At 60.6% G+C, this 13,087-nt stretch carries 10 protein-coding genes; 2 read left to right on the forward strand and 8 right to left on the reverse strand.

Annotated elements, in window-relative coordinates; translation table 11 throughout:
• Positions 1-3: 3 nt before the first annotated feature.
• The 6 genes from Q4577_RS00380 to Q4577_RS00405 all read right to left on the reverse strand — a co-directional run bounded on the left by Q4577_RS00380 (position 4) and on the right by Q4577_RS00405 (position 6,661).
• The gene (locus Q4577_RS00380) at positions 4-936 is read right to left on the reverse strand and encodes a glyoxylate/hydroxypyruvate reductase A (protein WP_303467307.1); all 933 of its coding nucleotides are present in this window, start codon (positions 934-936) and stop codon (positions 4-6) included.
• Positions 933-2,081 carry a rod shape-determining protein RodA gene (gene rodA / locus Q4577_RS00385; protein ID WP_244685651.1) on the reverse strand — a complete coding sequence of 383 codons (1,149 nt, stop codon included), beginning with the start codon at positions 2,079-2,081 and terminating at the stop codon, positions 933-935. The genes Q4577_RS00380 and rodA overlap by 4 nt, the downstream gene beginning before the upstream one ends.
• On the reverse strand, positions 2,081-4,021 hold the full coding sequence (gene mrdA, locus Q4577_RS00390; protein ID WP_303467304.1) for a penicillin-binding protein 2: 1,941 nt from the start codon (positions 4,019-4,021) through the stop codon (positions 2,081-2,083). Before mrdA ends, rodA begins: the two co-directional genes overlap by 1 nt.
• Complete coding sequence (locus tag Q4577_RS00395) at positions 4,018-4,557, reverse strand: rod shape-determining protein MreD (RefSeq protein ID WP_244685656.1); 540 nt, start codon at positions 4,555-4,557, stop codon at positions 4,018-4,020. The genes mrdA and Q4577_RS00395 overlap by 4 nt, the downstream gene beginning before the upstream one ends.
• Positions 4,550-5,458, reverse strand: a complete 909-nt coding sequence (gene mreC, locus Q4577_RS00400; RefSeq protein ID WP_244685658.1) for a rod shape-determining protein MreC — start codon at positions 5,456-5,458, stop codon at positions 4,550-4,552. Before mreC ends, Q4577_RS00395 begins: the two co-directional genes overlap by 8 nt.
• 156 nt (positions 5,459-5,614) lie before the next feature.
• A complete protein-coding gene (locus Q4577_RS00405) occupies positions 5,615-6,661 on the reverse strand; it encodes a rod shape-determining protein (RefSeq protein WP_303467303.1) in 1,047 nt (348 codons plus the stop codon).
• A gap of 279 nt (positions 6,662-6,940) precedes the next feature.
• Between Q4577_RS00405 and Q4577_RS00410 the strand changes: the two genes are divergently transcribed.
• Together Q4577_RS00410 and Q4577_RS00415 are read left to right on the forward strand one after the other, a co-directional pair.
• On the forward strand, positions 6,941-8,032 hold the full coding sequence (locus tag Q4577_RS00410) for a hypothetical protein (protein WP_303467301.1): 1,092 nt from the start codon (positions 6,941-6,943) through the stop codon (positions 8,030-8,032).
• 203 nt (positions 8,033-8,235) lie between these two features.
• On the forward strand, positions 8,236-10,737 hold the full coding sequence (locus Q4577_RS00415) for an FAD-dependent oxidoreductase (protein WP_303467486.1): 2,502 nt from the start codon (positions 8,236-8,238) through the stop codon (positions 10,735-10,737).
• Positions 10,738-10,811: 74 nt separating this feature from the next.
• Here the strand turns inward: Q4577_RS00415 and Q4577_RS00420 are convergent, their stop codons facing one another.
• Entirely contained in the window at positions 10,812-11,144 is a 333-nt protein-coding gene (locus tag Q4577_RS00420; protein WP_244685665.1) for a hypothetical protein, read from the reverse strand.
• Positions 11,131-13,038 carry an OmpA family protein gene (locus Q4577_RS00425; RefSeq protein WP_303467299.1) on the reverse strand — a complete coding sequence of 636 codons (1,908 nt, stop codon included), beginning with the start codon at positions 13,036-13,038 and terminating at the stop codon, positions 11,131-11,133. Before Q4577_RS00425 ends, Q4577_RS00420 begins: the two co-directional genes overlap by 14 nt.
• Between the last annotated feature and the right edge of the window lie 49 nt (positions 13,039-13,087).

A 13,087-nucleotide genomic window follows, 5' to 3' on the forward strand; every position in this document is an offset into this window, starting at 1 on the left:
GCCCTAGTAGCCGGCGCTGCGATCGACCAGATGCAAAAGCGGCGCGCCCGCTTCGCTGCGGCGGATGTTTTCGGCAATCACCTCTGCCCCCAAATGCGGGCGGGTGTGCGACGCCACATGCGGCGTGACCGTCACACCCGGATGGCCCCAGAAGGGGTGATCCTGCAGCAGGGGTTCGCGGCGAAACACATCCAAAGTGGCGTGGGCGACCTGACCCTCGTCCAGCGCGGTGATCAGCGCAGCGTCGTCGATCAACGGTCCACGCCCCGGATTAAGCACAAAGGCCCCGCGCGCCAGCAGCGCCAATGTATCGCGGTTCAGGGTATTCTCGGTGGCGCGGGTGCCGGGCAGCAGCAGGATGACAAATTCCGCATCGCGCAGCGCCTCGGCCAATCCGGTGTCACCGCTGTAACAGGATATGCCCGGCATCTGCTTTGGGCGACGGCTCCACCCCGACACATTGAACCCGATCCGGGCCAGTGCCTGCGCCACGGCAGATCCCAGCGCGCCAAGCCCAAGGACAGTCACCCGGCGTTCCGCGGCCAAAGGCGGTGGTCGCAAGGTCCAGTCATTGTCAGGATTCACGATATGGCGGTCCATCCCCAGATGATGGCGCAGCACATGGCCGGTGACCCATTCGACCATGCCTTCGGTCAGACCACCACCAACCATACGGGCCAGCGGCATTGTCAGGGTGGGGTTGGCGACAATCGCCTCAACCCCGGCCCAAAGGCTGAGGACGGCGCGGGCGCGGGTGAAAGGCGTGAAATCCTGCAACCCGGAATCGGGCGCATAGACGATGTAATCCGCCCTCTCTGGCGCCACATCCGGTGCAATGACATGTGCCAACCCCATCCGGTCCAGCGTCGCGCCAAGCGGCGGTGCCCATTCGTCCTGTGGTGCGCTTGGTCCGGCAGAATAGAGAATATGGATCATATCGCCCCTCGTGGCCGGTGCACATGTGCCGATTGCACCAGACCGAATCCGATCATCAGGATCAGCATCGCCGACCCGCCATAGCTGACCAATGGCAGCGGCACGCCGACAACCGGCGCCAGCCCCATGACCATCGACATATTGACAGCAAAGAACAAAAAGAACGTGGTCGCGATCCCAAGCGTCAGAAGCGAGGCAAACCTGTCGCGATTTTGCAGCGCCGAGGCGACGCAAAAGGCGATGATCAACGCATAAAGCGTCAGCAAGGAAAACGCGCCGATAAAGCCGAATTCCTCTGCCAGGGTGGTGAAGATGAAATCGGTGTGTTTTTCCGGCAGGAAGTTCAGCCGCGACTGTGTGCCCTGCATAAAGCCGCGCCCGGTCCAGCCTCCGGAGCCGAGGGCGATTTTTGATTGTGTGATGTGATATCCGGCGCCCAACGGATCAGATGCGGGATCAAGAAAGGTGTCGATCCGACGAAATTGGTAATCCTTCAGCAATTGCCAGCTGGTGCCGCGGCTCTGAAAAACTGCGGTGACCAAACCACCGGCCGCCGCCAACACCGCCGCGAAATAGGCCCAATGCACGCCCGCCATGAACATCACCAATCCGCCGCCGGTCATCAAGAGAATCGCGGTGCCCAGATCCGGTTGGCGCAACACCAAAAAGGTCGGAAACAGGACGAACAGCACCGGCAGAAAGACCCAGAACGGCCGCGACGTCTTTTTTATCGGCAACCAGTCGTAATAGGCGGCCAAAAGCATCACCAAGGTGATTTTCATCAATTCAGACGGTTGCAAGCGCATGAACCCGAGATCGATCCAACGTTGCGCGCCCATGCCGACGGCACCAAACAATTCCACCGCGATCAGCAGGGCAACCGACACGCCATAGCCGACCACAGCCATATTGCGCCAGAACCAGATCGGCACCAATGCAACAATCAACATCAGCGCAAAGCCAAGCGCAAAGCGTTTGATCTGTGGCTCGGCCCAGGGCGAAAACGACCCCCCCGCAACCGAATACAACATCAGAAACCCTATGGCCGCGACCGAGGCCAGCAGGATCGCCAAGGGCCAGTTCAGATACAAGACCTTGCGCGGCCCGGACGGCACATGTTTGACGTTGTATTCAAGATAGGACATCAGGCTTCTTCTTGCCCCGATGCGCCATTCAACGGACGTTCACGGGCCAAACGTTCCTGCAATGCCTTGATCTTGCTTCTGTCTTTCTTGGGGTAGGCGTCCAATGGCGGGTCTTCGCCATAGAGCGCCTGCAATGTCACATCCCGGGCAATGGGCGATGCCGCGCTGGAGCCGCCGCCGTGTTCGACCACGGTCGCCACCGCAATGCGTGGCGCATCGAATGGCGCGAAATTGACAAACAGCCCGTGATCGCGCCGCTCCCACGGCAGATCCTCGTTGCGGGTCACACCACGGGCGCGTTCAGCGGCGGTAATATTGCGCACCTGACTGGTGCCGGTCTTGCCCGCCATGCGCATGTCTTCGGCCTGAATACGTGCGCTATAGGCGGTGCCGCGTCGGTTGTTCGACACGGAAAACATCGCCCGGCGCACCTGACGCAGGTGGTTTTCGTTCAGCCCCAACGACTCGCCCGTGCGCGAGGGTTGTTCGACTCCGTCGATCCGTTTGATCAGCCGCGGTGAAACGGCATGGCCCGTGGCGATACGTGCGGTCATGACCGCCAGTTGCAGCGGCGAGGTCAGCACAAACCCCTGACCAATGGCGGCATTGGCAGAATCGCCGACAACCCATTCCGCACCGCGATTGGCCTGTTTCCAGGCCTTGTCCGGCACCAGACCGCTGGTGATGGCCGACATCGGAATGTCATGCGCCTCACCCAGACCCAGACGCCGGGCCATGGCGGCGACCCGCTCGATCCCGACCTTGAGCGCGAGGTCATAGTAATAAACATCACAGCTTTCGCGCAGGCTCTGCTCCAGGTTCACATGGCCGTGGCCCGCACCTTTCCAGCAATGGAACCGGCGGCCCGACACCTCAAGATACCCGGGGCACCAGACGGTATCGTCGGGCGCCATGACACCGGCATCCAGCGCGGCCAGAGCGGTGACCATTTTAAAGGTCGAGCCGGGCGGATAGGCATCCTGCACGGTTTTCGAGGCCAGCGGGCGGTGATTGTTGTCGCGCAACAGGCTGTAATCGGCGACGGAAATGCCGCGCACGAATTTATTCGGATCATAAGAGGGCGACGAAGCCGTGGCCAGAATGTCACCGGTCTGGACGTCCATGACCACCACGCTGGCGCTTTCCTGCCCCAGACGCGCCTGAATGTAGTTTTGCAGCTGGCTGTCAACGGTCAGCTGAACGGTGGCGCCGCCAATGCCTTCGCGACGGTCCAATTCCCGCATCACCCGACCAACGGCGTTGACCTCGACCCGTTTGGCCCCGGCGGTGCCACGCAGGGTTTCCTCAAGCTTGGTTTCCACCCCGACCTTGCCGATCTGAAATCGGGGGATGCGCAGAAGCGGCGGCGGGTCTTCGTAACGCGAAAGATCGCGTTCGCTGACCGGTCCGACATAGCCGACCACATGCGCCAGATCATGCCCCTGCGGGTAAGAGCGTGACAGGCCGACCTCTGGCGTGACGCCGGGCAGGGTGGGGGCATTCACCGCCACCCGTGAAATATCTTCCCAGCTGACCCGATCCGCCACCGTGACCGGCAAAAACGGCGCAGAGCGTTTCATTTCGGTCCGGGCGCGTTCGATTTCTTCGGGGTTGAGCGTGACCAACTTGCCCAGTTGCGCCAGCACGGCGTCAACATCACCGGCATCTTCGCGCACCATCGTGATGCGATACGCGGGTTCATTGGCGGCAACGGCCACACCGTTGCGATCAAAGATTTCGCCGCGCGCCGGGGGGATCAACCGGATGTTGATGCGGTTTTCTTCGGCAAGAAAGCGGAATTGATCGGCCTGATCGACCTGCATGTGGCGCATGCGCCAGCCCAGAAGGCCGACGAAACCGGCCTGCAATCCGCCGACAATCAATCCCCGGCGGCTTATCTTGCGAAAGCTTTCCAGCGTATCCTTGGGTGGGCGTCTCATGTCATCCTCCCGGCGGCAAGTTCAGCATTGGTGCGCGCACGCACGCCAAGGCACAATTGCGACGCCAAGGCCACAAACGGATAGATGGCCATGGTGAACACCGCTTGCAAGAGCGTCATGCCCAGCGGCGGGCGCGGCAAGACAAAGACCGTCAACGCCGTGCGATAGGCCAGCATCACCGCAAGGATGGTCAGGGCAATCAACAGCAGTTCCGCCAGAAAACCGGCATCCCGCAGACCCGGCCCGCGTTTGCGCATCGCCCCGCAGGCAAGCACCACAATCGCCGCCATCAGACCCGGTGGCCGTTGAAAGAAGAAATCGGCCAGCAGGATCGTTGCCGCAACCGAAAGCGCCGGCACATATTCCGGGCGGCGCAAGGACCAGGCAAGGCTGAGCGCCAAAAGCACATCCGGGGCTGGCCAGCGGGCCGGGCCGGTTTCCAGCGGCAACAGCCGCAGGAACACCGCGACAAAGGCCAGCGCCAAAAAGGTCGCCCGCATCAGCCAAAGCCGGGGCGCGGCATTGGTGTCAGCCATCGCCAGCCTCCTCAGCCCCTTTCAGGATTTCCTCGGCATGGGCGGGATCGACCACCAGATCGCCAGCGGTCTCTACGCCCGGCGTGCCGTGATCGCGCAGCACGCGCAGGAATTCCAAACGCTCGATGTCCGCCGAAAGCCGCACCCGCAGCCGCCCGCCGGGGTCTTTGGCCACCTGACCAACAACCAATCCGGGGGGCAATACCCCGGCATCGCCCGAGGTGATGACCCGGTCGCCGGGGCGGACCTGATCGGAATCTTCCAGAAAATCGATTGGCGGCGCCATGGAATTGTCGCCGACCACCAGCGCCCGCTGGCCCGAAGGCTGGATCAGCACCGGCACCTTGGACGAGGTATCGGTCACCATGATCACCCGCGCCGTGCGTTCGCCAACCCCCGAAATCCGACCCACCAGACCAAGACCATCCATCGCGGCCCAGCCATCGCGAATGCCATCACGATTGCCGACATTCAGCAGCATCGATTGTCGGAACGGGGACCCGCTATCCGCCAGCACAACGCCGGTGACATAGGTCAATTGCGGATCAAGCCGCACATTGTTCAGGTCCAGCAGACGGGCGTTTTCCTGTTCCAGTTGCAGCGCGGCCTCTTTCCAGCTTTTCATCTGCTGCAATTCGCGGCGCAATTCCTGATTCTGTTCGTAAAGCGACTGATAAGACCGGAAATCGCGAAACAGATTGATCGAGGCGGTGACCGGCGCCATCGCCCATGAAAACCCCGGCATCACCCGGTCGATTACCTGGGCGCGAAATCGTTCGACGCGCGGGCTGTCGATGCGCCACAGGATAAAGAGCCCGATCAGGCACAACAGGATGACAAACGTCAGCAACCGCCGAAGCGGGCCTGAGAAATCTTCCTGATGTGTACGGTCTTTCGCCACGTCCGGTCTCCGGCAAATGCCATATCGTCATATCACGGGTTTGCCTGCGCAATCCAGCGGCGTGGCGATCACGAAATAGCGTCGCGCCGTGGCGAGGCTGATTTGGCAAGCAGGGCAGGCGCAGGGGGCAGGCAGGCCCCCGGTGCTTGCTGCGACTTAGCTGTCGTAGTCGATAGCGTGGCGCAGCTGCTTTTCGTATTCCAGCGCCTTGCCGGTGCCAAGCGCCACACAATTCAGACATTCGTCCGAGATTGACACCGCCAGCCCGGTCTGTTCGCGCAGCGCAAGATCGAGATCGCCCAGAAGCGCGCCACCACCGGTCAGCATCACACCGCGATCAACGATGTCGGCGGCCAGATCGGGCGGCGTGGTTTCCAATGCGGTCATCACCGCCTCGCAGATGGCCTGAACCGGTTCGGCCAGCGCCTCGGCGATTTGGGCTTGGGTGACTTCGGTCTCTTTCGGCACACCATTCAAAAGATCACGTCCCCGGACCAGCATGGTCGCGCCGCGGCCGTCATCGGGCATGCGGGCGGTGCCGATCGAGGTCTTGATACGTTCTGCCGTGCTTTCGCCGACCAGAATATTCTGTTGGCGACGCAGATAGTTGATGATCGCCTCATCCATCCGGTCACCGCCGACACGTACCGAGCGGGCATAAACGATATCGCCCAGCGACAGCACCGCGACCTCGGTCGTCCCGCCGCCGATGTCGACAACCATGTTGCCGGTGGGGTCTGTAATTGGCATGCCGGCACCAATGGCGGCGGCAATGGGTTCGGCAATCAATCCGGCCTTGCGGGCACCCGCCGACAGAACCGATTGGCGAATCGCGCGCTTTTCCACCGGGGTCGCGCCATGGGGGACGCAGACGATGATTTTCGGTTTGGAAAAGGTCGACCGCTTGTGCACCTTGCGGATGAAATGTTTGATCATCTCTTCGGCGGTGTCGAAATCGGCGATCACCCCTTCGCGCATCGGGCGGATGGCCTCGATACTGCCCGGGGTCCGGCCCAACATCAATTTGGCGTCTTCGCCCACGGCCAGCACGCGTTTCACCCCGTCCTTGACGTGATAGGCAACAACAGAGGGTTCCGACAGGACCACACCTTTGCCTTTGACATAAACCAATGTGTTGGCAGTGCCGAGGTCGATGGCCATATCAGCCGAGAACAAACCTGTCAGGTCGGACAATGAGAACATTTCGGGGGATACCCTTGCCTTTGGTGCTGCGATTTCTGTGCCACGAAAACGGGGCCGCGACTCTGCACCCGAGCCCGGCCACGGGTTCTTATAAGGACGTGGGGCAAGGTGCGAAAGAGCTATCCCCGAGGAAATCAGCGCGATTCCGCCGCAGGGCGCGCCATGGCGCATGAAGCGCCGAAAGTTTTCGAAATTTTGTCGGCATTGCGCACCGTCATGACCGCAATTGCGCCAGATTTTCCCAAGATACAGGGCGGAAAGATGTAATCGGAGTGGTTTATGCGGTATTTGGCGACGGGTGCGGTTATTTTGGCGCTGGTGCTGCTGCTTTTTGCGGCAGATTTCTATGATCAGGTCACCAACAAGGACAGCGTGTCGGATTTTGACACCTATGTCGTCGATCTTCAGGAACGCACGAGCTGGCTGACAAATATGAGCGGCGGATCGGTGAACGGGCAGTCAAATCTGCCGCGCGCCTATCTGCCCGATGCGCCCGAAGGGTGGAGCAGACGCGCCTGGGTCACCGAGGATCGCAAGATCATGCCGGGTCTTGCCGGTGCCGAAGAGGAATTGCTGGGCTATTCCCAATTCTACGGGACCAATGCCATCGGGTTGCATGCCAACGGCCTGGAGGAAACCCTGGTCAAACAGCGCGGCACAACCACCTGGCTCTATGAAAACGGTGCCAAGCTGGTCGAAATCACCGCATTGAAACCCGCGTCATTCGAGGGCCTGGAGATCCAGCAGGCGAGCATGGAAATGGCCGGAAACAATATGCGGGCGCTTGAGACCGAAGCGCCGTTTGTCGTGGTGCGGGGGATTGTCTGGGCCAAAATACTGGCGAGTTCCACCCAAACCGGATTGGAGGTCGATTGGCATCTGTCGGCCAAAGTTGGTGAAATTCAGATTTACTTGCGTGCTTTGGGGGCGAATGAAACAGATATTCGACAGTTCCTTGGTGCGATTGACTATGACGGTATGAACGGATTGCTGGACACGCCACTTGTGGCGGTGGGCAGCAGCGCACCGCCATTGTCCAAGGCCGAGGAAGTGACCTTTGCCAAGGCGGTTTTGGCAAAGAGGCACCAAGCCGAAAAAATTGACCGCGCGCAATCGGATCTGGATCTGGAGGCTGCGGCCTGGGAAACGCTGGATACCCTGAAGGAGCTGAGCGGTGCCAACGTCAGCGGGTTGGAGGACACCAGAAAGGCGTGGGATGAAAAGCGCGCAGAGCTGGAGGGGCAATTGGCCGCCGCGCAGAAGTCGGGCACGGAAACCGAGGTCAAGGTCAATCGGTTCGGTGCCAAGCAACGCCCGGCCCAAAAGGGCAGTTGCGGCGGAACGTCGTTTTGCAGTGTCGACAAGGAATAGTTCGGAGCGGGCATAGCGACCGGTTGCGTTATCCCGCCGCCTGACCCGGCGATGAAATCGTCAAAGCATCGGGTTTCCCGTCGCGATTGCGGGGCCGGCAAATGGGAAATGTCGCTTTTCTTCCTTCACTGGTCGGGTCGGTTTCGCCTGCTGCGTTTCATCGCGGTATTCACAAAGGGACGTCCCATTGGAGTGCTCCCGTGATGAAATCTCATGTCAAAGCGATTGTTGTTGGTGGCGGTGCGGTTGGCACCTCGGTCGCCTATCATGTGGCGCGAGCCGGATGGTCGGATGTGGTTTTGCTGGAACGCGACGAGCTGACCTCTGGGTCAACATGGCATGCCGCCGGTCTGCTGCCGCTGTTCAATATGTCCTATGCCACCAGCCATATTCACGACTATTCGGTGAAATTCTATAAAACGCTGGAAGAAGAAACCGGATTGAATGCCGGGTTTTCCGTCGTTGGCAATCTGCGCATGGCCCAGAGCCGGGCGCGGATGGATGAATATATGCTATATGCCGCGACCGCGGAATCGGTTGGAATCCCATATGAATGGCTAAGTGCCGGTCAAATTCGCGACCGGTGGCCGTTGGTGCGGACCGAGGATCTGGAAGGCGCGATTTTCCACCCGACCGATGGCTATATCAACCCGGCTGATGTCACCATGGCTATGGCCAAGGGCGCCAGACAACGCGGTGTCACCATCGAACGCAGATGGCAGGTCGATGGCTATGAATGGACTGGGGCAGAGTGGCGGGTCACGCTGACGAAGATGGTGGAAAAGGGGGGCAATCTGGTGCCCTCGGAAGAAACCACCGTGATCACCGCCGAACATGTTGTCACCGCCACCGGCAACCACGCGCAGCGCACCGCGCAATTGCTGGGGATCAAGATCCCGGCCATTCCGGTGGAGCATCAGTTCATCGTGACAGAGCCAGATCCAGCCTTGGTGGACTATCGCAAGACCCAAGCCGAGCATCCGGTGCTGCGCGATGCAGATGCCAAATGGTACGTGCGCGAGGAAAGGGGCGGCTGGATTCTTGGTCCCTATGAACGCGGCGCGCCTGCGCGGTTTGAATATGGTGTGCCCGACAGTTTCCGTGCCGATCTGTTCCCGCTTGATCTGGAGCGGATCGAAGAGGAATACATGAGCATGATCCACCGGATTCCGTCGTCGGAAACGGTGGGGCTGAAGGACGATTTCAACGGGCCAATCTGCTATACCCCGGATGGCAATCCGCTGGTCGGGCCTGCGCCGGGCTTGCGCAACATGTGGCTGGCAGAGGGCTTCAGTTTTGGCATCACGGCGGCGGGTGGCACGGGCTATTACCTTGCCCAGATGATGGTGGAAGGTGAGGCCGAAATCGACATGGCGTCGCTTGACCCCAAACGCTATGGCCGCTGGATGACCACCGAATATGCGGCCCGCAAGAACGAGGAATGTTACGAACACGTCTATGTCCTGCATCACCCCGATGAAGAACGCGAGGCCTGTCGCCCGCTGCGCACAGCACCGTGTTATGACCGGATGAAGGCACGCGGCGCACAGTTCGGCTGTGTGAACGGATTTGAGAGGCCGAATTATTTCGGACCGCTGGATGCGCCGGACAATTTCGACCACGATTCGCGATCCTTTCGCCGGGGCGCATGGTGGCAATATGCAAAACAAGAGGCGCAGGCCGTGCGCGAGGGTGTTGGCCTGATTGACGCCAGCGCCTTTACCAAACACTGGGTTTCGGGGCCCGGCGCGACGGAATTCCTCGACCACTTTACCACCAACAAATTGCCAAAGGTGGGCCGGATCAACCTGACCTATGCGCTGACCGGCGCGGGCACGACACACACCGAATATACCATCGTGCGCCGTGAAGAGAACGGATTTTACCTCGTTTCTGCCGGGGCCTGGACCGCCTATGACGCGGATTATCTGCAAAAATCTGCCGAAGATTTCATGGCCCGCACTGGCAAGATGGTGCTGGTGCAGGATGTCACCACGCAATGGGGCGTCTTTGCGGTCGCGGGGCCAAAATCGCGGGCACTGTTGGCGGATGTGATCAAGGATGCTGACCCGGCCACGGCCTTGTCGAACAAGAGGTTCCCCTGGCTTTCGGCGCGGGAGATTGAACTGGGGATGTGTCCGACCGTGGCGATCCGCGTTGCTTATACCGGTGAATTGGGCTGGGAATTGCACCATCCGATCGAAATGCAGAACTACCTCTTCGATCTTTTGGAGGCGGCAGGCGAAAAACACGGGCTGAAATTGGTTGGGGCCCGCGCGCAGAACTGGCTGCGGCAAGAAAAAAGCTATCGCGCCTTTGGCAATGAACTGGGCCGGGACGCCACGCCGCTTGAGGCTGATTTGCCGCGCTTTGTCGATCTGGGCAAGGAATTCTGCGGCAAGGAAAAGATGCAGGCGCTGGGCGTCAGATCGAAATGTGTGACCTTGTTGATCGACGGACCAGCGGATGCAGACCCCTGGGGGCGCGAGGCGCTCTACCTCAATGGCGAAAAGATCGGGCGGCTGACCTCGGGTGGTTATTCGGTGGCCTTTGGCAAAAGCATCGGCATGGGATACGTGCGGCCCGATCTGGCAGTAGAAGGCCAGCACCTGAAGCTGCGGATGTTCGATACGCTTTGGGATGCGGTTGTGACCTGTGACAGCCCCTATGACCCGAAAAACGAAACCATTCGCAAAGACGGATAATGGCCAATTGGCCGGGCCATCCAATGGCCCGGTCCTGACACATCCAAATCGCAGGTCAGGATTGGCTGGCGGCCTTAGGTCACGTTTTGCTGAACCCGCTCGACATAGGCGCGCAGTTCCTCGGCTTCTTGGCGGGCATCGCGCAGGCCTTCCATGGCGGCGTTAAGCTCGGCTTCGGTTTGGGCCAGCTGGTTGGTCAATTCCGCTTCGCGCTGTTGAAGATAGGTAATCGCCTGATCGCGGGTTTCCTCGGCTTCATGCAGCTCCTGGCTCATCCGCTCCAACTCGCCAACATCAGATTTTGAGACGGCGGTGAACCGATGCATCAGCCAATTAGCAAACCATCCAAGGCAGAAGGCTACAAAGAGGATGATCGCGGTTGCGATTACAAACTCAGTTCTGTTCATCCTCTGCGCCCTCCGTGGCTGAAGCGTCGCCTTCTTCCACGGAATTCTCTTCGCTTTCAAGGGGCGTTTCGGATTCTTCGCTGCCTTCTGCTTCGAACAGGCGGAATTCGATGCGCCGGTTGGCCTCGCGGCCTTCTTCGGTTTGGTTGTCGGCGATGGGCTGTTCTTCGCCATATCCCGTCGCGCGGAACCCCGATGTGAGCACCCGGCGGTCGCGCAGGCCGGACAGGATGGCATCCGCCCGGTCCTGGCTCAGCTGTTGGTTCATGCTTTCGCGGCCCTGGCTGTCGGTATGACCCGCGACTTCCAGATTGATTGGTCCACACCCTTTCAGCACTTCGGCAATGTCATCCATGATGTCCTTGCCGGTGATATCCAGTGTGTTTGATCCCGGTTCAAAATTCAGCTTGCGGTCGCCCAGGACAACGCCGATCCGGCGCAGGCATTCCTCTGGTGTCGGAAGTGCGGCTTCGGGGTCAAGCGCCTCTACATAGGTGACGTTCAGGGTGTATTCCGCCCCTTCGCCCAGCTTTTCGGCCAGCAGGCTGGCGATGGCGGCGCTGGCCTCTTTGTCGCCGGTATTGCCGTTGACCCGCAGATCGTCGGGCGTCATCGTCACGCCACCATGGGCCAGATGGGCCAGCGCCTCGATCCCGGCCAGCACCCGAACGGGCCAGCCTTTGGGCAGGGTCTCGTCAACGCGCGCGGTCATGCGCACCACGTCGCTGCCGAACGCGGCCTTGGCATAGCTTTCGGCGGTCAACCGGGCGATTTCGCTGGTGACGCGGCCGCGGATCTGGACCTGACCCTCTGGTGACAGGGTGATGGTGAATTCCGGCGGGCCATCTGTGTTGACCTCTGGCGTTTCCGGCAGCACCGCAGTCAACGCAAAGACCGGCGGCAGGGTGTTTTCCAACAATCCCACCGTCTGATCGAACAGGGCCTGATCGGTGCCTTCGGTGGCAATCAGGGAAATATCCGCATCCGAAAGCGTGACTGTCCCGCCGCCCAGCGTGTTCAACGCGGCCATCGACATTTCTGCCGCTTCGGCCCAGCGCGCGCTTGGCACGCCCAAACCGATGGTGCAGGCCGCATCGCGCGTCAGCCCATGGCCAGCGGCGGCGGCACGAATGCGATTGCGCGCTTCTTCGGTGTCGGCGGAACAGGCGTCAAATCGGCCTTCGCCGCCCTCCATGACATAGCGCAGGGTAAAGGGCGTGATCACCGGGCGCGGTGCGGAAATCGCCAATTCAATGGCGACATTTTCCGGTTTGACCCGGCGCAGGGCGGTTTCGGTGCGTTGCTTCTCCTCGGCGCTGTCGGTCATTGCCGTGACCTCGACCCTTGTGGCCTCGACCGAGATCTTGGAGCGTGGCAGGCGCGTCAAGGCCTCCAGCGCAAACCCCATCGCTTTGTCCCAACCTTCGGGCGTCTGATGATCCGCTGTTTCCATCAGATCAGCGACATTCTGTTGACCGACCAGCTTGGCCAGTTTGGCGACCATGTCCTTGTGGCGTGCACCCTGGGGCACCAGGCCGATCAGCGAGATGCCGGAATCATTGCGCAGAATTTCGATCGAGAATCGCGGTGGCGCCAGATCCTGGGTGTCGACCACATCCATCTGGTCAATCAACCGCGCGGCATCCACCACCTGACCGGCGTTGGATAGGGCCCGAAAACGGTCGGCTTCGTTCGGGGCGGTGCCAATCACAAAAACCTGAAGCCCGGTGGTGTCAACCGAGGCCCAGGTCAATCCGGCCTGCTGAAGCTGTTCGTCCACGGCCCGGCGCGATGCGTCTTCTACCAGTGTGACGGAAAATCCTGCGGCCACGACAGCTGTGACGCCGGCTAAGGCAAAGATTGAGGCTGGCAGAATATAGGTCGAAAGACGCATTCGGGTGTCCCGGATATTGTTCAATCTGGCCTGAGATACGCCGGGTGCC

The organism is Marinovum sp. 2_MG-2023 (assembly GCF_030548265.1).
In the GTDB taxonomy this organism is placed as follows: domain Bacteria; phylum Pseudomonadota; class Alphaproteobacteria; order Rhodobacterales; family Rhodobacteraceae; genus Marinovum.